This is a genomic window from Thalassotalea agariperforans, assembly GCF_053470345.1.
Map to the genome: position 1 here is coordinate 23,958 of NZ_JBQMWH010000008.1, position 21,386 is coordinate 45,343.

At 36.8% G+C, this 21,386-nt stretch carries 21 protein-coding genes; 10 read left to right on the forward strand and 11 right to left on the reverse strand.

Features of this window, described 5'->3' with window-relative positions; translation table 11 throughout:
• The first annotated feature begins 18 nt into the window (after positions 1–18).
• The 5 genes from ACSLUO_RS11520 (at position 19) to astB (ending at position 6,310) form a co-directional block, all read left to right on the forward strand.
• Entirely contained in the window at positions 19–501 is a 483-nt protein-coding gene (locus ACSLUO_RS11520; RefSeq protein WP_448248683.1) for a GNAT family N-acetyltransferase, read from the forward strand.
• A gap of 112 nt (positions 502–613) precedes the next feature.
• Positions 614–1,267 carry a class I SAM-dependent methyltransferase gene (locus tag ACSLUO_RS11525; RefSeq protein WP_448248684.1) on the forward strand — a complete coding sequence of 218 codons (654 nt, stop codon included), beginning with the start codon at positions 614–616 and terminating at the stop codon, positions 1,265–1,267.
• A 525-nt stretch (positions 1,268–1,792) separates the two neighbouring features.
• Complete coding sequence (locus tag ACSLUO_RS11530; protein ID WP_448248685.1) at positions 1,793–2,770, forward strand: methylenetetrahydrofolate reductase; 978 nt, start codon at positions 1,793–1,795, stop codon at positions 2,768–2,770.
• 859 nt (positions 2,771–3,629) lie between these two features.
• Positions 3,630–4,859: a spore maturation protein gene (locus ACSLUO_RS11535; protein WP_448248686.1), complete on the forward strand. Its 1,230-nt coding sequence runs from the start codon at positions 3,630–3,632 to the stop codon at positions 4,857–4,859.
• A 98-nt stretch (positions 4,860–4,957) separates the two neighbouring features.
• Entirely contained in the window at positions 4,958–6,310 is a 1,353-nt protein-coding gene (gene astB, locus ACSLUO_RS11540) for an N-succinylarginine dihydrolase (RefSeq protein WP_448248687.1), read from the forward strand.
• A 27-nt stretch (positions 6,311–6,337) separates the two neighbouring features.
• On the opposite strand, the gene ACSLUO_RS11545 is transcribed toward astB, so the two are convergent.
• The 3 genes from ACSLUO_RS11545 to rcsF are packed head-to-tail and all read right to left on the reverse strand — an operon-like array spanning position 6,338 to position 8,381.
• Positions 6,338–7,225, reverse strand: a complete 888-nt coding sequence (locus ACSLUO_RS11545) for a DMT family transporter (protein WP_448248688.1) — start codon at positions 7,223–7,225, stop codon at positions 6,338–6,340.
• Positions 7,226–7,230: 5 nt separating this feature from the next.
• Positions 7,231–7,953: a tRNA (N6-threonylcarbamoyladenosine(37)-N6)-methyltransferase TrmO gene (gene tsaA, locus ACSLUO_RS11550; protein WP_448248689.1), complete on the reverse strand. Its 723-nt coding sequence runs from the start codon at positions 7,951–7,953 to the stop codon at positions 7,231–7,233.
• Positions 7,954–7,964: 11 nt separating this feature from the next.
• On the reverse strand, positions 7,965–8,381 hold the full coding sequence (rcsF, locus tag ACSLUO_RS11555) for an Rcs stress response system protein RcsF (RefSeq protein WP_448248690.1): 417 nt from the start codon (positions 8,379–8,381) through the stop codon (positions 7,965–7,967).
• Positions 8,382–8,587: 206 nt separating this feature from the next.
• On the opposite strand from rcsF, the gene ACSLUO_RS11560 reads away from it, so the two are divergent.
• The gene (locus tag ACSLUO_RS11560; protein ID WP_448248691.1) at positions 8,588–10,069 is read left to right on the forward strand and encodes a sulfatase; all 1,482 of its coding nucleotides are present in this window, start codon (positions 8,588–8,590) and stop codon (positions 10,067–10,069) included.
• Here ACSLUO_RS11560 and ACSLUO_RS11565 read toward each other — a convergent pair.
• The 3 genes from ACSLUO_RS11565 to ACSLUO_RS11575 form a co-directional block, all read right to left on the reverse strand.
• Positions 10,066–10,587 (reverse strand): GNAT family N-acetyltransferase, encoded by a 522-nt coding sequence (locus ACSLUO_RS11565; RefSeq protein ID WP_448248692.1) that lies wholly within the window; start codon positions 10,585–10,587, stop codon positions 10,066–10,068. The genes ACSLUO_RS11560 and ACSLUO_RS11565 overlap by 4 nt on opposite strands.
• 123 nt (positions 10,588–10,710) lie before the next feature.
• Complete coding sequence (gene ilvN / locus ACSLUO_RS11570; RefSeq protein WP_448248693.1) at positions 10,711–11,208, reverse strand: acetolactate synthase small subunit; 498 nt, start codon at positions 11,206–11,208, stop codon at positions 10,711–10,713.
• The gene (locus tag ACSLUO_RS11575) at positions 11,208–12,932 is read right to left on the reverse strand and encodes an acetolactate synthase 3 large subunit (protein ID WP_448248694.1); all 1,725 of its coding nucleotides are present in this window, start codon (positions 12,930–12,932) and stop codon (positions 11,208–11,210) included. Before ACSLUO_RS11575 ends, ilvN begins: the two co-directional genes overlap by 1 nt.
• A gap of 462 nt (positions 12,933–13,394) precedes the next feature.
• On the opposite strand from ACSLUO_RS11575, the gene ACSLUO_RS11580 reads away from it, so the two are divergent.
• On the forward strand, positions 13,395–14,939 hold the full coding sequence (locus tag ACSLUO_RS11580; protein ID WP_448248695.1) for an HD domain-containing phosphohydrolase: 1,545 nt from the start codon (positions 13,395–13,397) through the stop codon (positions 14,937–14,939).
• Positions 14,940–15,028: 89 nt separating this feature from the next.
• Here the strand turns inward: ACSLUO_RS11580 and fldA are convergent, their stop codons facing one another.
• The 4 genes from fldA to ACSLUO_RS11600 all read right to left on the reverse strand — a co-directional run bounded on the left by fldA (position 15,029) and on the right by ACSLUO_RS11600 (position 16,954).
• On the reverse strand, positions 15,029–15,556 hold the full coding sequence (gene fldA, locus ACSLUO_RS11585; protein ID WP_448248696.1) for a flavodoxin FldA: 528 nt from the start codon (positions 15,554–15,556) through the stop codon (positions 15,029–15,031).
• Between the two features lie 19 nt (positions 15,557–15,575).
• Complete coding sequence (gene ybfE / locus ACSLUO_RS11590; RefSeq protein ID WP_448248697.1) at positions 15,576–15,866, reverse strand: LexA regulated protein; 291 nt, start codon at positions 15,864–15,866, stop codon at positions 15,576–15,578.
• Positions 15,867–15,870: 4 nt separating this feature from the next.
• Positions 15,871–16,092 carry a DUF2788 domain-containing protein gene (locus ACSLUO_RS11595; protein ID WP_448248698.1) on the reverse strand — a complete coding sequence of 74 codons (222 nt, stop codon included), beginning with the start codon at positions 16,090–16,092 and terminating at the stop codon, positions 15,871–15,873.
• Between the two features lie 94 nt (positions 16,093–16,186).
• Entirely contained in the window at positions 16,187–16,954 is a 768-nt protein-coding gene (locus ACSLUO_RS11600; protein ID WP_448248699.1) for an alpha/beta fold hydrolase, read from the reverse strand.
• 192 nt (positions 16,955–17,146) lie between these two features.
• On the opposite strand from ACSLUO_RS11600, the gene seqA reads away from it, so the two are divergent.
• Both seqA and pgm read left to right on the forward strand, forming a co-directional pair.
• Positions 17,147–17,737: a replication initiation negative regulator SeqA gene (seqA, locus tag ACSLUO_RS11605; RefSeq protein WP_448248700.1), complete on the forward strand. Its 591-nt coding sequence runs from the start codon at positions 17,147–17,149 to the stop codon at positions 17,735–17,737.
• A gap of 19 nt (positions 17,738–17,756) precedes the next feature.
• Positions 17,757–19,403: a phosphoglucomutase (alpha-D-glucose-1,6-bisphosphate-dependent) gene (gene pgm / locus ACSLUO_RS11610; protein ID WP_448248701.1), complete on the forward strand. Its 1,647-nt coding sequence runs from the start codon at positions 17,757–17,759 to the stop codon at positions 19,401–19,403.
• Between the two features lie 188 nt (positions 19,404–19,591).
• Here the strand turns inward: pgm and rnt are convergent, their stop codons facing one another.
• Positions 19,592–20,290, reverse strand: a complete 699-nt coding sequence (gene rnt, locus ACSLUO_RS11615; RefSeq protein WP_448248702.1) for a ribonuclease T — start codon at positions 20,288–20,290, stop codon at positions 19,592–19,594.
• A 168-nt stretch (positions 20,291–20,458) separates the two neighbouring features.
• Between rnt and ACSLUO_RS11620 the strand changes: the two genes are divergently transcribed.
• Positions 20,459–21,331, forward strand: coding sequence for a flagellar protein MotY (locus ACSLUO_RS11620; RefSeq protein WP_448248703.1), 873 nt, complete (start codon positions 20,459–20,461; stop codon positions 21,329–21,331).
• The last annotated feature ends 55 nt before the right edge of the window (positions 21,332–21,386 follow it).

Sequence of the window (21,386 nt, forward strand, 5' to 3'; positions counted from 1 at the left end):
ATAAAAAGAGCGTTCTATATGATGATTTCTGTTGAACAAGTTGATTACAACAATGCCCAGCAATGCGCCGATCTTATTTACCTGTTAGATAATTATGCCCAAGATCCTATGGGGGGAGCCGAGCCGTTATCTGATTTTGTTAAGCAAAACTTGACTTGTGAGTTACAAAAATTACCCACCGCTTTTTCATTGATTGCTTATGTTAATGAACAACCAGCAGGGTTAATTAATGCGATCATGGGCTTTTCAACTTTTAAGTGTCAGCCGCTGATTAATATTCATGATCTAGCAGTTATTAAAACATATAGAGGCCAAGGTATTAGCCAAGCATTATTAAGTAAACTAGAGGAGTTAGCGGTTAACAAAGGTTGTTGTAAAATTACCCTAGAGGTTTTGCAAGGCAATATCGTTGCGCAAAATGCCTATCAAAAATTTGGCTTTGCCGGTTATCAGCTCGATCCAAATATGGGAAAAGCCATGTTATGGCAGAAGTTCATTTAACCGTAGCGGTGAGTTTAGCTTGTTATTTAGCTAGAACCCTATAACCTTAATATTCCTACGTTTGGTCATTTATCTTAGATAACGGGCTTAGCTTCTCCATTTTTGGAAAATAATGATAAATCCTGTACGTATTAGTTACCAAACGGTTGAGTTTGGTGAACTAGATATTCACCTTTGTACCTTACGTGACAAACAACAATTTAGTGATCCGGATGATATTGCAAAAAATTTAGGAATATCGTCTGCGTTATGGCCTATTTTCGGGGTGATTTGGCCGTCAAGCTTAGTGCTTGCTCATTACATGGATGAGTATGAAACTCACAAAAAACGAATATTAGAAATCGGTTGTGGCATGGCACTATCAAGTTTGTTACTCAACAAAAAGCACGTTGATATCACAGCCACTGACTATCACCCAGAAGTAGCTACATTTTTAACCCGCAATACCTTATTAAATAACGACCAAAAAATTGACTTTGAACGCGTTGATTGGGCTGATAAAAATGATCAACTTGGTTTATTTGATGTCATCATTGGTAGCGATCTTTTGTACGAAGATCAACACATAACATTATTAGCTAACTTTATTGAAAAACATGCTAATTCTAGCTGCGAAGTCATTTTGGTCGATCCTGGTCGCGGTAGAAAAAATAAAATTACCAAAGCCATGACTGAGTTTGGTTTTGAGCATACACATACCAAACCAATAGACACTGATTACCTTATTGATGATTTTAAAGGGCATATTCTAAAATTCTGGCGTTAGCTTTTGCGGTTTTTTAGCTTTACATTAAGCGTTCATTTATCGTGGGCGGTTATATTTTAAGTAATACCAATCCGTATAAGAAAGCACTCGCTTAGCAAGAATTTAAAGGCTTAGAGGCAAGGCATTGATTGAAGAGAATGGTTATTCTCGGTAACTGCTCCTGCGTTACCCTAATATCCCACATCCATGTGGGAACCTTGTCAAAATCAATAACGCAGCATATAAGCCTTTAAAACTCGCCCTTTGGGAACGCATGGGCACCATAATAACAGCACAAAATTTATTAGATGTAGAATAACTATATCTTCATAAATTTTGTTTGTTCTAATGTCGCCCATACCGTTCTATGTGAGCACTTCTTTATGCGGAATGGTATAATGACGTACTTTTTAATGATAATGTTGATTCTTTATTGACTTTAGCAGAACAATAAAACATCATATAGACGTCTAAACGTCTAGTGTGTTAATTAAGTTATTTCTTATTAGCATGATGTCAACCTTATCTAATTAAGAAGCTATTATTTTGAATAACGAATCAGAACTAAGAGTCCGCTATAACGATATTACTCGCGGTGTTTATTTTATTGGTACAACACCACCTAAAAGTGATACGCCTATTGAGCAAGTTGAAGGTATTGCTGAGAAGCTATTAGAACGTGTTAGCGATATCGACTTTGATGGCTTAATTGTTTATGACATTCAAGATGAAAACTCTCGTACGCAAAAGCCACGTCCATTTCCGTTTAAAACCACACATGATGCTCGCATGTATTCGTCGTTGTTAAATAAAAAGTCTAATCGTCCGGTGATCACTTATAAAAGTGTTGTTCAATCTGATGCTGAAGCTTTTAATCAATGGGCAGATGAAGCTTGGCAAGATTATGGTGTCAAAGATGTTGTGTTAGTAGGCAGTCCGTCAAAAAATAATGAAATATCGTTACCACTTGAAGAAGCCTATCAAACCTTAGTAAACAATCAGCATAACTTTTTTATTGGTGGTGTCACTATTGCTGAACGCCATGCAAGTAAAGGTAATGAACACGCCCGCTTAATTGAAAAAACCAAACAAGGGTGTAACTTTTTTATCTCGCAAGCGATTTATGATCCGCAAGCAACTATTGATAAATTAACGCGTTATGCCATTGAATGCCAAAAGTTAGGTTTAAAACCACAACGTATCATTTTAACGTTTTCACCTTGTGGCAGTGAAAAAACGTTAGAGTTTATTGATTGGTTAGGGGTGAGTGTACCAGAAGCGACGAGCTTACGTATTTTAAATGCCGAAAAACCATTATATGAGTCTATTCGTATTTGTTTAAATAGCTTACAACAAATTTTAGATGCGGTAATTCCTTATAATTTACCTCTGGGTTTAAACATTGAAAGTTTAACCAATCGTAAAGAAGAAATTGATGGTTCAATTTTGTTATATAAACTTTTACGTTCAACCATGGATAATTATTTAGCTAAACAAGAGTTATCAAATTTAGTTAAAAAATAAGTGTTATAGCTAAGTTATCGTAATAACAATCGCATTAACAACTAAAGCACTGTAATTTTAAGAAGATGAAAATGTAACTTGGTTTATGTTTTCATCTTTTTTTTATGTTTTTTGGGTAGGTAAAATAACAGACAAAAAACAGCCCGAAACATAGGCGTTTCGGGCTTAGGGAAGTGGCTCAAACATCGAGCCTTGCGCTAATTAGCTAGGAGAGAGCGAGCATGTTTAACTAATTGGTAAAGTAATTGTAGTGTAAAATTTCAGTTTTACTAATTAATTTAGATAATAATTTTAACTGTCTGAAATTAAAGGTTTTATAATTATTGTTTTGGTTTTTTTAAACAGCTTTATCAGTGGTTTGTTACAGCAACCTAACAGCTTATCCACAGGTTTGTTCAGGGCTTAACTTTGTCGTCTAACTAGTTATATTAATCGTAAAATAAGCTATCGCATAAAAATAATACAAGATTAACAACCCCTAGGGTCTGTTTATCTTTGTTTAATAATTCAGCTGAGAGATAAAATCGTTTTAATCAAGGCTGAAATTATGTCGTTTAGTCATCTAAACTAATAATTTTTAACGCTGAGTAAAACGATTTTAGCCTCAGCCCACAGGGCAATGGCTATTTTTTGCGCTAGCTGCATTAGAATTTCACTCATTTGGAATAACCAAACAACGTTCATTCTGCTTTGCTATCACTTAAAATAGCCTATTGCTGAAAATATAAACAAAGATTAACAGACCCTAGGTTGGTGTATAAATAACCTGACCTTAAGTTAAATTGTCAGATTAATTGTGCGTTGCTTAAAGTGTGTTTATATTGGTTGTTTTTATTCTCCTTATTATTGAGCGGTTGTTTTGTTAAATATTCTTTGGGTCTTTTTCTTTGTTGTCTCATTTGTTGCTGCGTTAGCACAGTGGCTGCTGCTCGATAATCATCAAATTTTTGCTGAACTGATTAATAGTCTTTTTTCCATGTCTAAAACTACCGTTGAAATCGCCATAGGTTTGATTGGCGTAATGTGCTTTTGGCTGGGGATGATGAAAATAGCGGAGCGCGCAGGCCTTATCAATAAAATGGCAATGGCTATATCACCTTTATTTAGCCGTTTAATGCCGGAAGTGCCTAAAGGGCATCCTGCTATGGGTTCGATGACGATGAATTTGTCGGCGAATTTTTTAGGTTTAGATAATGCCGCCACCCCGTTAGGTTTAAAAGCCATGAGTGATTTACAGTCACTTAACCCGAAAAAAGATACCGCCAGTAATGCGCAAATTTTATTCTTGGTTTTAAACACCTCGTCGGTGACATTATTCCCAATTGCGGTTTTTATGTATCGTGCGCAACAAGGAGCAGCAGTTGCCACCGATGTATTTTTCCCTATTTTATTAGCAACTTTTGCATCATCAATTGCAGGGCTGTTAGCTGTTGCTTATGTGCAAAAAATTAATTTATTAAACAAAGTGGTTTTATTGTACTTTTCTGCGGCTATCTCGCTGATATTTAGTTTAGTTTTATATTTTTCACAATTAAGTGCTGAGCTACTGGCCGAGCAATCGGCTATTGCGGGTAATTTATTGTTACTGTCAGTACTGATCCTATTTATCTTGTCAGCGGTATACAAAAAAGTGGATGTTTATGAGTCTTTCATTGAAGGGGCAAAACAAGGCTTTGATGTATGTATTAAAATAATCCCTTATTTATTAGCGATGTTATGTGCTATTGGTGTTTTTCGTGCGAGTGGCGCATTAGATTTTATTGTTGATGCGATACGCCATCTTGTGATGTTTTTGGGTTTTGATACACGTTTTGTTGATGCTTTACCAACGGCATTAATGAAGCCATTAAGTGGCTCTGGCTCGAGAGCTATGATGATTGAAACCATGAATACCTTTGGTGCTGATTCGTTCGCAGGAAGACTTGCCTCAATTATGCAAGGTTCAACCGAAACCACGTTTTATGTGTTAGCGGTATATTTTGGCTCGGTTGGCATAAAATACACTCGTCATGCGGTGAGCTGTGGCCTGATCGCCGACTTGGCGGGCTTAACGGCTGCTATTTTTGTTTGTTATTGGTTTTTTGGTTAACCCTACGAGTTTTTAACTATTTTGCTTTTAGTGGCAGAGCCGTCTATACAAAGCTAATACTTTAAATTTAAAGCCTTGGCAGTCAGTGAGTGAATAATATGAACACCTATGAAGCAAATTTTGATGGTTTAGTTGGCCCCACTCATAACTATGCTGGGTTATCGGGTGGTAACCTTGCTTCAATTGCAAATGCTAATGCGGTTTCTGATCCCAAAGCGGCAGCGCTTCAAGGCCTCAAAAAAATGAAAGCGCTGGCTGATCTTGGTTTAGTTCAAGGGGTATTAGCACCACAAGCAAGGCCTGATATTAAAACCCTTCGTCAATTAGGATTTAGTGGCTCTGAATCTCAAATACTCACCAAGGCATATAAAACAGCACCAGCATTACTTGCTTCTTGTTTTTCTGCTTCCAGTATGTGGGCAGCAAATGCGGCGACAGTATCACCCTCTAGTGATAGCGGGGATCATAAAATTCATTTTACTCCCGCTAATTTAACCAGTAAATTTCATCGCTCAATTGAGCCTTATAGTACTGGCAAAATATTACAGGCAGTTTTTGCTGATAAGGACTATTTTGTTCATCATAGTGCTTTGCCAAATAACGCTAGTTTTGGTGATGAAGGCGCAGCTAACCACACACGATTATGCCAAGGCTATGGTGATACAGGCCTTGAAATTTTTACTTACGGTAAAGCTGCTTTTGATACCGCTCAACCAGCACCTATGATATATCCTGCAAGACAAACCATAGAAGCGAGCCAAGCTGTTGCGCGTTTACACGCCTTAAATGAGCAGCAAGTTATTTATGTACAACAAAATCCTGATGTTATTGACCAAGGCGTTTTTCATAATGATGTTATTGCTGTCGGTAATCAAAATGTACTTTTATATCATCAACATGCCTTTTTAAATAAGGCCGATTTTATTACCGAACTTACGGCTAAATTCCAATCTTGTTGTCCTCAAACTCGGCTTCATTTAATAGAAGTAAAACAAGCTGAAGTCCCTGTGCTAGATGCCATCAGTAGTTATCTGTTTAATACTCAATTAGTGACTTTAGATAATGGAACTATGGTGATTATTGCTCCTCAGCACTGTGCTGAAAATATTAAGGTTAAAACGTATTTAGAGCAGTTGCTGGCGTGTGAAAACCCTATTGCGTCGGTACATTATTTTGATGTTAATGAAAGTATGAAAAATGGTGGTGGCCCGGCTTGTTTACGTTTGCGAGTGGTATTAAATGAGCAAGAAAGGTTAGCCGTTAATCAAGCTTGCTGGTTAACCGATGATACCTATATGCGTTTAGTTGCTTGGGTTGAAAAACATTATCGTGATCGGCTAAGCAGTGCTGATTTTTGTGATCCTGCTTTATTAGATGAATGCCGAACAGCGTTAGACGAGTTAAGCCAAATTTTGGCGTTAGGTTCAGTTTACGACTTTCAACAGGTGTAATGGGGTTGGTCGTTATTAAAATTTAGCTTATTGAGCTTTTATTAATGCTCGCTTTTTTAAATAGCCGGTACTCATAGCAACGCCTAATAAAACAATAAAAACTCCAATCATCATCAATATACTAATGTGTTCATCTAGCCAGAGATATCCCCAAAACATACCAAAAATAGGAATAAGGTAAGTTACTGAAATTGTTTTATTTGGGCCAACGGTAGTTAATAAGCGAAAAAATAAGATATAGGCAATACCTGTGCAAACCACACCTAATAATATGACGGCAACAATTGATTGTGTTGAAATTGGTGTAGCGGGTAAATGCAATAAATTAAAGGGTAATAAAATGACTGTAGCGCACAGCAGGCTACCTGTTGCTTGCACAAGCGGTTTCACGCCGGTTAAATATTTTTTAGTGTAATTTGCCGCTAAAGCATAACAAAAAGTGGCTATAACAATCGCTAAAGTCGGCAATAATACTTGGCTTTGTGGTTGAATTTGTATTTTTTCGTACATTAATAAATAGATACCGAATACCCCAAGCATTAAGCCAAATAACATTGTTGAAGTGATTTTTTCTTTAAACCAGAACAGGCCGATCAAAACACCAAACATCGGAGTCATAGTGTTTAATACAGAAGTAACTCCGGCTGTTAACGATAATGTGGCGTAGCCAAATAAGCTAAAGGGTAAAGCGGTACTGAGCAAGCCAACCACAAACAGGTGGCTCCAATAGCCTTTTAATTCATTCACTTGTTGGTAATAAATTAATAGCGGCATTAAACACACGCTGGCGATAGCTACTCGTAATGTCATTAATAAAATAGGGCCGAATTCTGGCGCTGCTATTCGCATAAATAGAAAGGAAGCACCCCAAATGGCTGCTAAAATAAAAAGTTCAATTACCTGGCTTTGTTTCATCGGGCCTATTTCATTTTAGGTTTAAGGCTTAATACTTGAATATGCGATAAATCGCGGAGCTGCCACTGAATATTAATGTCGTATAATTGCATGCCATAAATTTTTTCGTCAAGCGTTTGCTTTTTATAAGCAGGGCGTGGATCTTGCGCTAAAACTTCAGTGATTAATGCTTCAAGTTCAGGATATTCGTGATTAAATGCTGTTAAGTCTTGTTTAGCTTGTTGGCTAAATTCAACGGACATGACAATTTCAGGAGCGTTATCAGCATAACTGCCACTTACTTGTGTAATCGCATCCGAATAAGGAATGTAAGGTTTTATATCAAGAATAGGGGTGTCGTGTAATAAATCTAGCGCTGAAATGGTTAAACTTACTTCTTGTTTATTGCACGTTATATTCTCTAACTTCACCACTGACATGCCAATCGGGTTGGGTCTAAAGGTTGAGCGTGTTGCCAGTACACCTATTTTTTTATTGCCGCCAAGGCGAGGTGGACGCACTAAAGGTTTCCAGCCTTGTGCTTGGGTAGCATGAAAGTTAAAAATTAACCAGATATGACTAAACTGCTCTAAGCCTTTTACCATGTCAGGTTGATTAAAAGGCGCTTGTAAGATCACTTTACCTTTGGCTGACGGTACTAAACCCGGTTGACGCGGTATGGCAAACTTTTCACGGTAGGGTGACTCAATGAAAGCGATAGGAGATAAACTAATGGAAGAATCGGGCATGCTAAAATTTCTTACTTATCGGTGCTTTCAAGTATTTGATATGCTTTGCCGTAACAAAGTAACATCGCATGGCAGCTCTTATCTTCGATCAGGGCGCATTCTGAAAATATAATACCGTTAGCATTAAGGGCATTCGCTTTTCGTCGTGCATCGGTTCTTGCATTAATTTCATCTGGTTGGGCGTGGTGTGCTTTTATTTGGCAGTCTTGTCCTTCAACTAAGCCAATTAAGCGATGTTGAGCTGGTAGCGCTTGTTCGTTTGGGTAAATTTTTACTTTACTTGGGGCAAAATAATTAACAAAGTTTTCTGAATCTAAATTGGTGGTTGTGCTTAAGTTGCTACAACTAAATAGGAGCAAACTCAGGCCTAAGCCTAGAACTAAAGTAAGTTTGTTTTTAGCGCGTGGGCTGTTAAATAAAGATGTCATATTTCTCATTATTTTATAATCGTCTTCAATAGTCGCAATAAGCTAAAGAAGATTAAGGATTTGTTCATTATGATATTTTAATTCAATAACAGTTCCTATGAATAGTTGAGTTTTATAGTTAACCGTTAGATATTTTTCTTCAACCATGGTGCTTTATACGATATATTTAATCAAATTAAATCAAAACAGAGTCACAATAAAACATCATGAGTCATATCCTTACTAAACCCGTGTTGACTACGGTTATGTTTACTTCGCTGCTTTTTGGCTGTCAACAAACGTTAACAACAGCTAATAATAATGAAAATACAACCTCGGTAAAAAAGCCTAATGTATTGCTAATTATGGTGGATGATTATCGTGTCGCCATGGGAGCAATGGGAGATGTTCGGGCAATTACACCTAACTTAGATAAGCTTGCTGCAGAAGGAGTATTATTTAATCGAGCTTATGCCAATGTTCCTGTTTGTGGTGCATCACGCGCTAGTATGATGACCAGTGTTTACCCACATAAAACACGTTTTATTGATTATTTAGCGAATGCTGAACGTGAGGTGCCTGAAGCGACTACAATGGGCGAGTTTTTTAAGAACTCAGGTTACCATACCGTTTCCAATGGTAAAATTTTTCACAGTAAAAAAGACTCTGATGAAGAAAGTTGGAGTGAATCAGCCTGGGAGCCAAAAGCAAAAGGGCCAGCTTATTTTAGTGAAGAGTCTAAAAAGTATATTAAACCAAGTGATCGTTTTGGTAATAAAGGGCCATGGTATGAAAGTTCAACCAAGCCTGATGAGGCTTATTACGATGGTCAAGTAAAAGAAAAAACCGTTAACGATTTAAAGCGTCTTGCTAAACTTGACCAGCCATTTTTCTTAGCAGCTGGTTTCCGTCGTCCACATTTACCTTTTAATGCCCCACAAAAATATTTTGATCTTTATAAAGACACCGATTTTCAGCCTTCAGCGTTACGTGAAAAACCAATTAATGCACCAGAGTCATTAAAAGGATCTGGCGAAATACACGTTTATCACTTTAAAAACCATGAATATAATTCAGATGAATTTCATCGTTTATCTTTGTTAGGTTATTACGCTGCGGTAAGTTTTATTGATCAGCAAGTTGGTGAGGTGTTAGCAACGTTAGATGAGTTGGGTTTAAGAGACAACACTATAGTGGTGCTCACCAGTGATCATGGTTTCAATTTAGGCGAACATAATTTTTGGGGTAAACATAACATGCTAAATAAAGCCTTGCATGTGCCTTTGATTATTGATGCTCCTCAAAAGCCGTCTGCGTTAACTAGCGATGCTTTAGTAAGCTTAGTGGATGTGTTTCCAACTTTAGTTGATTTAACCGGTTTAAGCGCCGATGAAAAATTGAAACAGCAAATGGTTGGCCGCAGTTTGTCGCCTTTATTAATCGATCCTAATACACAACATAAACCTTTTATTTACTCTCGTTTTAAAGAAGGTGATAGCGTGGTGAGTGGACAATTAATTTACACTGAGTATGTAACCGCAAAAGGTAAAAAAGAATATATGTTGTTTGATTTATCGGTTGATCCAGAAGAAACAACCAATGTTGTTGCTCAACCTAAATATCAGCAAGATATTAAGCGCTTATCTGCATATCTTGAGCAAGTGAAAAAGCAAAGTGAAGCTTATTTACCAAGAAAAATAGCGGGTTAATTGTATAAAAAGGGAAGTAGAGAAGGCGTGTTTTTTTGGTAAGCGATAAAACGATTAAAGTTGCTTTCACTAAGAACGCGCTTAACTGTTAAGTCATTATCGTATGATTGACACTGAGTGTTATCACTTTTTGACTTTGATGAAACCACCTTAAATGACATGCGTTGATAAAATTGGCTTAATTTATCGTCAGCGAAACAAACAATGGTGCTGTGTTTTTCGCGGTAATTATGACAGTGTTGTTGTTTGATGATATTAATTAACTCGGTTGCTATTCCTTGCTTTTGATATAGTTTTGCAACAACAAGCGCATGTAACAGCGCTTGATTATTGTCACTTGTGCTGTACGAAACAATTGCTGAGGCAATTATTTGCTCGTTATCAAGGACAATATATGTGCTGTCAAAGCCGATAAAACTCGCGGAATAGTGCTGACTTTTATAAAAGCGCTTAACGGATTTTTTATCGGATTTAGCCGCTAATTTTACAGGGTACTTTGCTTTTATTTGTGTGGACATTGTTTTTCACTTACACATATTAAACGGAATGGTATTACAAAACATTAAAATTTTTTGAATAGATAACTGATATAAAAAAGCCAAGCAGATGCTTGGCTTTGATCATTGTTTTAACGTGATAGCTTATATTTTTAAAGCAGTTTCACCACGAGCGATACCTACGGCACCAGAGCGAACAGACTCAACAATTTCAGTCTCATTTTTTATGGTCGCAATAAAAGCATCAACTTTTTCAGCATTACCTGTTAATTGAATGGTATAAACTTGTTTACCAACATCAATAATTGAACCACGGAAGATATCTGTAATACGTTTCACTTCGGTACGTACTTTATCGTTCATCGCAACAACTTTAATTAATAAAATTTCACGTTCAACATGCGAGCGTTCAGTTAGGTCTGAAACCTTAATAACATCAACTAACTTATTCACCTGCTTAACGATTTGCTCAATAACACGTTCATCACCTAAGGTCGCAATGGTAATGCGAGATAAGCTTGGATCGTCAGTTGGCGCAACGGTTAAGGTTTCAATGTTAAAAGCACGTTGCGAAAATAATCCAACAATGCGTGATAACGAACCGGGTTCATTTTCTAATAAAATGGCTAAGATACGACGCATTATGCTTTCTCTCCTTTTTTGATCCACATGTCATCAACGGCACCTAAACGGATTTGCATCGGATAAACATGTTCTTTTTCATCAATTAAAACATCAATAAAAACTAATCTGTCTTTCATCGCGAAAGCTTCTGCCATTTTTTCATCTAGTTCTTCAAGTTTATTAATTTGAATACCAACATGACCATACGCTTCAGCTAATTTAACAAAATCAGGTAATGACTCCATATATGATGATGAATGGCGACCACCGTAGATCATATCTTGCCATTGACGAACCATACCAAGAGAGCGGTTATTTAATGAAACAATTTTAACAGGTAAGTTATATTGCAAACAGGTAGATAATTCTTGAATATTCATTTGAATAGAACCATCACCGGTAACACAAATTACATGTTCATCAGGGAACGCAACTTTAGCGCCCATAGCGGCTGGTAAGCCAAAGCCCATAGTGCCTAAGCCACCTGAGTTTATCCAGCGACGTGGTTTTTCAAATGGGTAATATTGAGCGGCAAACATTTGATGCTGGCCAACATCAGAGCAAACATAAGCCGTACCATTGGTAGCTTTGTACATGGCTTCAATGACACGTTGAGGTTTAATTAAGGCACCTGGCTCTTCTGGTTTATAGCTAACACTTTTAACTGCACGCCAAGCGTTAATTTCTTCCCACCATTCAGCTAAAGCTTCTTGGTCAAGTTCCACTTTTTGTGCGTCTAATTCTTCTAAAATTTGTTCGATAACTAAATCAACTAAACCAACAACTGGGACGTGGGCATTAATTGTTTTAGAAATAGAAGTTGGATCAACATCAACATGAATAATGGTAGCGTTTGGACAGAATTTTTTAACGTTATTGGTAACGCGGTCATCAAAACGAGCGCCTAAAGCTAAAATAACATCGGCATTTGCCATGGCTTTGTTAGCTTCAAGGCTACCGTGCATACCTAACATACCAATAAAGTTTTTATGTAGCCCTGAAATACCACCTAAGCCCATTAAGGTATTGGTGATCGGTACATTTAACTTTTCAACTAAGGTTTTTAATTGTTTATCGGCGTCAGCTAAAACAATACCACCACCAGAATAAATTACTAACTTCTTCGCTTTAGCGATGGTTTCAACCGCTTTACGAATTTGTTTTGGATGACCTTTAGTCGTTGGATTGTATGAACGTATGGTAATCTCAGTATCAATATGAAACTCAGACTTTTGCTGTTGTAAATCTTTAGGTAATTCAATAACAACAGGGCCAGGGCGACCACTTGCTGCAATATGAAACGCCTTAGCAAAGGTGTTTGGTAACTCAGCTAAGTTGCGACAGCTAAAACTATGCTTAACAATTGGGCGAGAACAACCAACAATATCGGTTTCCTGAAAAGCGTCATCACCAATTAAGTTAGTTGGTACTTGGCCGGCTAACACCACCATAGGAATTGAATCCATATAAGCGGTTGCAATACCTGTAATACAGTTAGTAGCACCAGGGCCAGAGGTTGCTAACACCACACCCACTTCACCGGTTGCACGTGTGTAACCGTCAGCCATATGTGTTGCTGCTTGTTCATGCCTTACAAGAATATGCTCAACTTCTTTTTGTTGGAAAATTGCATCATAGATATCTAATACAGAGCCACCTGGATATCCAAAGATGTATTTAACCTTAAGTGCCGCTAATGATTTTACAACCATTTGCGCACCGGTAAATAATTCTGTCGCCATTATTTAATCCACCCCAGTTTGTGAAATAAAAAAGCCTCCAATCATATGAGAGGAGGCTTACATTGTTTGAATTACATTCTTATTTACAGCAAGCATCCCATCGTGATTGTAAGACCACGACGTTGACATAAATTAGCTTAAGAAATAAAGAAAATAACATAAAAAAAATTCGGTAATTAATTGGCTCTATTTTTATCGTTTTTAGGTTAAATAGTCAATCAAAATATCCTATTTTCCTGAGTTTTATTGATAATTAGGTCAATATCGTCGTTAAAGGTTTTCTTTTTAATTATTTGAAGTAAAAAAATTACTGGTTAAAATCTCTTTAATTGAATTAATTTAGCAATATCCACGTTGTTGTGGTTATATTATTAGCTATATCAATAAATTAAAGAAAAATTGTGCAATAAAAATACATTGAGTTAAACTCAGTTCAAGGATGTAAAAAATAAAAGACTGCATATGAGTGAATTTCTATTCCAGGATGAACCTGAAAATACAGAGAGCGATACTAAAAAGTTGTCAGAAAAGTATTGGCGGATTTTAGTGATAGATGATGACGAAGCTGTTCATCAGGTCACTAAATTAGTTTTAGCAGATGCGGAAATTGAACATAGGAAACTAGAGATCGTTAGTGTTTTTTCATCACAAGAGGCTAAAGAGTTATTATTAAAAGATAGTGACTTTTGCATGGCCTTTGTTGATGTAGTGATGGAAACCGATCATGCAGGATTAGAGTTGGTTGATTGGATCAGAAATGATATGAAGAACCAAGCTATTCGTTTGGTGTTAAGAACAGGTCAAGCAGGTAATGCGCCGGAAGCTGCTGTGATACGTGATTTTGATATCAATGATTATAAAGAAAAAACAGATTTCACCTCTAATAAAATGATCACCACCGTTTATGCCGGTATTCGCGCTTATCGCGATATTATGACGATTCAGCGTAGTTTAGATGCCTTTAAACAATTGATCAGTTCGACTCATGATTTACTCAAAATTCATAACGTAAAAGCATTTGGCTCGGCAGCGCTTAATCATTTATTAACATTAATGAATGTGGAAAGCTCAGCGCTATATATCGCGCGTTCTAAAATTGATTTTGATCAAGTTAATAATAATTTAATTCTGGCGTGTACCGGAAAATATATTTGTGAATCGGATAGCTTAGACAGTTCTAAGATTGATATTTCGGTACAAAATAAAATTAAACAAGCTTTTATTGATAAAAGCCATTATTCGGATGAACACTGTTTTGTTGGCTTTTATCAAACGGCACATGATTCATCATCGGTTCTTTATATAGAATTTGATGGTGACTCTGAGCATTTTCGCTCTAACTTAGCAGAATTATATGCTACTAATGTAGCGTTAATTTTAGAAAGTATTACTCGTCAATATGAGATAGAACTAACTCAAAAAGAGTTGCTTTACATTGTTGGTGAGGCCATTGAAAATCATAGCCAATCAACTGGCAGTCATGTTCATCGTGTTGCTTTGATTTGTGCCATGATCGCCGATAAACTTAATTTGGATGAACAATATGTGCAAGCCTTAAGGTTGGCTGCGCCCCTGCATGATATTGGTAAAATATCTATTCCTGATGAAATCCTGCATAAACCCGGTAAACTTGATGATGAAGAATGGCAAGTGATGCAAACTCATGCTGAAGTTGGTGCCCAAATGTTAGCTAAATCGTCTTCAAGTATTTCTAAGCTCGGAGCTAGTTTAGCTAAATATCATCATGAAAATTGGGATGGCTCAGGTTACCCTAAAGGCTTAAAAGGGGAGGAGATCCCTTTAGAAGCACGGATTATGGCAATAGCGGATGTATTTGATGCGTTAGGCTCAAAACGTTGTTATAAAAAAGCGTGGTCTAATGAACAAATTCATGCTTTTTTAAGTGTTCAAAAAGGCATTAAATTTGAGCCCAAATTGGTTGATTTAGTTTTAGCAGATTTTGATGAGTTTATTGCAGTAAGAGAAACGTTTCCGGACGAAAACTAAGTAGTTTTTCTACATTATAAATAAGAAGAAATAAAAAAACCGAGATAACTCGGTTTTTTTATTGATAAAGTTTTTAACGTTTAGTCAATTTAGTCGGCTAATTCCGCTAAACACATTTCGTCGTAAATTTGATTTACCCATTTATCAACACGTTCTTCGGTTAATTCTGGTTGTCTGTCTTCATCAACACATAAACCAATAAAGGTGTTGTCATCAATTAATGCTTTTGATGCTTCAAATTCGTAACCATCTGTTGGCCATTGACCAACTAAAATAGCACCTTTACTTTCGGCAATATCTTTTAATGGCTGCATGGCATCACAAAAGTATTCTGAATAATCTTCTTGATCACCTAAACCAAAAATAGCGACTAATTTATCGGTAAAATCAATTTCTTCAAAATCAGGTAAAAAATCATCCCAATCACATTGGTTTTCACCATAATACCAAGTAGGAATACCTAAAATAAGTAAGTCGAATTCAGCAATTTCTTCTTTTGTGCTTTTAGCGATATCTTTTACTTCGACCAGTTTTTTACCCAATTTTTTTTGGATCATCTTACTTACTGCTTCAGTATTACCGGTATCACTACCAAAAAATAAACCTACAATTGCCATTTGTTGCTAACCTTTTACTTTAATCTAACTGTTTTTTGTTCACTACTAACGCTGCGTTTAATAGCTTTTCAATTAATTGCCCACGCGTTAAATTTTCATCTAAGGCGCGCTGCTCAAGTTGTTCAAATAAATCTTGGTGAATTTTAAATTCCACCCGTTTTAAACCTTTATTTTTATCACGTTTAACCTGATTGCGTTTATTAATACGAACCTGAACTTCACGAGCGTGAGGATTGGTACGTGGACGACCAGGTCTTTTTTCTTCACTAAATAAGTCGATTGTTGTTAAATCTGAAGCTTCTTTTGCCATTTTGTTACCCTACACCTTGGCTTTCCCAGATGAATTGAATAACACCTTTAACAATAAAGCCTAAACAACCAAGCGATAAAACAAAATAAACCACCATTTGTCCCATTTTAGGAACATCGTTTTTTTTCATGATATCGTGAATGGATAACCCGATGAAAATAAAAATAAAGGCGAAGAATAGATTCAGGCCAACGACCTCTATTAATTCATAATATTCAGCTAACATCTACTACCCCAAAAAATTCAGGCGCAATATAACATAACACGGTGAAAATCACAGTATATTTGCAGTGAAAAGGCGGTAATTTATTACCACGAAGTTATTGGCTGATTAAAAAGTCGTTAATTATTTTGTTAAAAGCTGTTGGTTTTTCAGCATGGAGCCAATGGCCGGTATTTTGAATGATTTTAGCGCTACTGTTGGGGAACAAAGTTTGAATAACAGAGCGATGCTCTGCTTGAATGTAATCAGAGTTACCACCTTTTATAAATAAGGTTTTACCTTCAAAACAGTGCTCCAGTGACATAGCCGACATGATTTGAGGATAACAATGAGCGATATTAGCTAAGTGGCATTTAAAATAAAACTTACCATCAGTTTGGCCAATATTACGTAACAGGAACTGTCGTACACCTTGGTCTTCAACATATTGTGCTAATTGTTGGTCAGCGTCTTTACGACTGGTGATTTGGTCTAGGTTAATAGCCAATAAACCATCAATAATGGTTTGGTGGTGAGGTGGATAAGCAACCGGTGCTATATCGGCAACCATCAGTTTATCAACACGATCTGGATGATTTACTGCTAATTGCATAGCAATTTTGCCGCCCATGGAATGACCTAGAATATGCGCAGACTTAATCGACAGTTTGTCCATCACATTAATAACATCTTGCGCTAATTCATCATAACTCATGGTGTTTTGGTGGAATGATTGTCCATGGTTGCGAACATCAACACTGGTGACACGGTAATTATCTTTTAAGCCTTTTGCTACCATGCCTAAATTATCTAAACTACCAAAAAGTCCATGAATAAGAATAATATCTGAGCCTTGTCCTGTTTGTTGGTAGTGTAGGTATTGCATGATTGTCCGTTTGAGTCATTGAAAATTACTAGAATTGTCTGTGTTTTTAACCATTGATGCAAATACTTATCGTATTATTGTTTTTTTTTTGTGCGGTTAATAAAAAAAACGAAACTAAAGCAGGTAAAGCTATAGCAGGTTATCTTTAAGCTAAGTATAATCTTAGTAATTATTCTATTTTCTAGGTTATCCATGAAAAACATCGAAATAGACGAAGCGCTATATCAACATATCGCGAGTAACACCCAATATATTGGTGAAAGTGCCTCTTCAATTTTACGCCGTTTATTATCTTTTGATGAAACCAGCCAAGCAACTAACCCAGCGGATGAGCTATCAACAGTTAGTGCTCCAACACCAAGTATCGCAACTCAACCTACAACTGAAAATGTCACATCAGATGAAATACCTACTGAGGTAGTTGCCCAAACAACGATACAAGACAAATCGTCAGTGTTTGATTATATCAATAAAGAAGAACTGGCAATGCAGCGTGGTGCAGTAGGGCGATTTTTACTTATTTTGGCGGCGTTGTACCGCGTTCACCAACAGTTATTTGCTAATGTTTGTGATATTCGTGGTCGTGACAGATTATATTTTGCTAATAACGAAGAAGCGTTAGCCGAAAGTGGTAGCAGTACCAAACCAAGACAAATTCCAGAGTCACCTTATTGGGTGATCACTAATTCAAATACGACACGTAAAAAAATGATGCTAACGGAAGTAGCTATATCACTAGGTTATAGTGCTGAAGAAGCTGAGAATATTCGAGATTTACTTTAAATATTAATTAGGAAGAATTATGGCTATTCATGAACATGCGGGTAAAACGGCTCGACCTCAAGATCGAACTAATATTGCTAAATTAGTTAGCGACTATTTTGTTTTAAGTCCGGATATGTCAAAAGTAGAACAACGTGTTGCTTTTGGTACTTCTGGTCATCGTGGTAGTGCCACTAAAATCAGTTTTAATGAATGCCATATTTTAGCAATCTGCCAAGCGGTTGCTGAGCACCGTAAAGAGATGGGCTATAAAGGCCCATTATTTATTGGTAAAGATACCCATGGTTTATCAGAGCCCGCTTTTGCCAATGCGATTTCAGTGCTTATTGGTAATGATGTTCCTGTTGTTATTCAAGCCGATGGTGGTTTTACCCCAACACCGGTTATTTCACGTTTGATCATTGAACATAACCGTAACCATAGTGAATTAGCTGATGGCTTGATTATTACACCTTCACATAACCCTCCTACTGATGGTGGTATTAAATATAACCCACCTCATGGTGGTCCGGCAGAAGGTGACGTTACTAAAAAAATTGAAAACCGTGCCAATGAAATTATTGAAAACGAGTTAGAAGATATCTGTGATGTCGCTTATGAAAGTGCTTTGCAATCGCCTTTATTAAGTAAACAAGATTTTATTAAGTTTTATGTTGAGCAGCTTTCTCAAGTTGTAGACATGGAAGCAATTGCTAAATCAGGCGTTAATATTGGTGTTGATCCATTAGGTGGTTCAGGTATTGATTATTGGCCAGAAATTGCTAAACAGTACGGTATTAATTTAACTATTGTTAATCCGGTTGTTGATGCTAGTTTTGCGTTTATGCCATTAGATAAAGATGGCAAAATTCGCATGGATTGTTCATCGCCTTACGCTATGGCTGGCTTGATCGCGATGAAAGACGATTTTGATATTGCCGTTGGTAATGATCCTGATTTTGACCGTCATGGTATTGTTACGCGCACGGGTGGTTTGATGAATCCTAACCATTATCTTGCCGTTGCTATTCATTATTTAATGACACATCGAGATTGGGCTGATAGCTGTAAAATAGGTAAAACCTTAGTTTCAAGTTCATTAATTGATCGTGTGGCTAAACAAATTAAGCGTCCATTAGCAGAAGTACCTGTTGGTTTTAAATGGTTTGTTGACGGTTTAAATGACGGTTCATATGCTTTTGGTGGTGAAGAAAGTGCTGGCGCTTCGTTTTTAGCGAAAGATGGTAGCTGTTGGACAACCGATAAAGACGGTTTTGTTATGACCTTGTTAGCGGCTGAAATTTTTTCAGTTACGGGTAAAGACCCATACCAATATTATTTAGAACTAGCAGCAGAGCTTGGTGAACCATGTTATGGCCGTGTTGAAGCGGTAGCAAACTTAGCACAAAAAGAAGTGTTAACCGCGCTTTCACCAGATGATGTTAAAGCTGATAGCTTAGCGGGTGAGCCAATTTTACAAAAATTGAGCCATGCGCCAGGTAATAATGCGGCGATTGGTGGCTTAAAAGTTGTCACTGAAAATGGTTGGTTTGCCGCTCGTCCTTCTGGTACCGAAGAAATTTATAAAATTTATGCGGAAAGTTTTATTGATACTAAGCATTTAGAGCTAATTATCAGTGAAGCGCAAGAGATTGTATCAGCGGTATTTAAAAACGCTGGCTTATAGTTACAAGCGACAAGTTATAAGCCACAAGTTAAAAGTTACAAGCTATAAGTATGATATACAGCTAGTAGATTGAAATTTAACATAAAAAGCCAGTCATGCGACTGGCTTTTTTGTTAGTGAGGTATTATCTTCGCTGAATTTAAGGCATTGTTACTTTAGTTAAGTATTTAGTTAAGTATTTAGCTAAGTTATTCGCTATTTGTGTCATCATTTTCAGCGGGTAAAGGCCAGCCTCCAAGTGTTTGCCACTTGTTAACGATATAACAAAATAACTCGGCGGTTTTTTCGGTATCGTATAACGCGCTATGTGCTTCTTGATTATCAAAGCCAATGTTAGCGGCTAGGCAAGCTTTGGCTAATACCGTTTGCCCTAAAGCTAAGCCAGAAAGTGTTGCCGTATCAAAACTAACAAAAGGGTGGAATGGGCTTCTTTTTATATGACAACGTTCAGTGGCTGCATTAACAAAACCTAAATCAAAAGAAGCATTATGCGCTACCATGATAGCGCGTTGACAACCTGCGGCTTTCATTTTTTTACGGATAAATTTAAAGGTTTCTTTTAATACTTCATCTTCATTAACAGCACCACGTAAAGGATTGCTTGGGTCGATACCAGTAAAAGCGAGGGCAGAAGGCTCTAAGTTAGCTCCTTCAAAAGGTTCAACATTAAAATGTATGGTTTCGTCTAATGAAAATTGTCCGGTGTTTTCATCTAAACTTAATGTAGTTGCGGCAATTTCTAATAAAGCGTCGGTTGTGGCATTAAAGCCTGCGGTTTCTACGTCAACTACCACAGGAAAATAACCACGAAAGCGTTGTGCAAAAAGGGTTTTATCTGTTGATTTATCTTTAGTTTGTGGAGTTGATGGAGATATTACGTCAGTCATTAAATTATTTCATTAGCGTTTGATAGGGTAATTATCTCAGAAAATGACACTTTTCTTAAACACTCTTTCGCATAAATCGTTAAAAAGTGTTATTTTTATAAAAAAGCGATAAAGTTATTTAGCAATTTGTCGATATTACTTAAGACATCAATTAATACTTTCGATTTTATGAAACATTATATTTTATTAGTAACCGCATTAACGTCGTTTTTAGCTTTGCCTACGCATGCTAATATTCGTCAGTATCAGGCGGATTTAGAAGAATCGAAATGGCAAGTTTCAGAGTCATCTCGTTTGTCTTGCACTTTATCGCATCAAATACCTAACTATGGTGAAGCGCGCTTTTCTAGTAGCGCCAGTCGTCAAATGAACATGAACTTTGAATTAGACATGTTACGACTACCTGATTCTTATTCACTTGCCGAAGTTCGCTCGGTTAATCCTAGTTGGAAGCCCGGTAAAATCGATCGCACATTGGCGGATATGAAATTGCATAAACAATATTCACCAAGTTTACCGAAAAAAATTGCTTGGACCATGTTAAGTGAATTAGAGCAAGGCATGAATCCACAATTTTATTATGATGATTGGTATGATGATGACGATAAAATTTCTGTTGGTTTGTCGCCAGCCCGATTTTCGAAAGCGTACAAAGAATTTGTTAGCTGTGTAGGTAATTTATTAAATTATAATTTTGAAGATATTGCTTACACTGTTCTTAATTACCAATCTAACAGTGATCAATTAACTAAAGCGTCTAAAAAACGAATTGCGATGATCACTGAATATTTAAGTTTAGACCCAGAATTAGAATTGGTATTGGTTGATGCCTACACTGACAGTTATGGCGGTCGTTGGCCAAACTATGAATTATCGGTTAAACGCGCTAATAAAATTAAAGAACATTTATTAGCTAGCGGTATTGATCCTTCACGTATTGAAGCCAAAGGTTATGGTGAAAAACGCCATATTGCATCGAATGATACCGTTTTAGGCCGAGGCCAAAACAGACGTGTTGTTATTCGCATGGATAAACCGTAAATTTAAAAAACAAAAATGTTTATATAAAGGCCTGTTTTTACAGGCCTTTATTGTT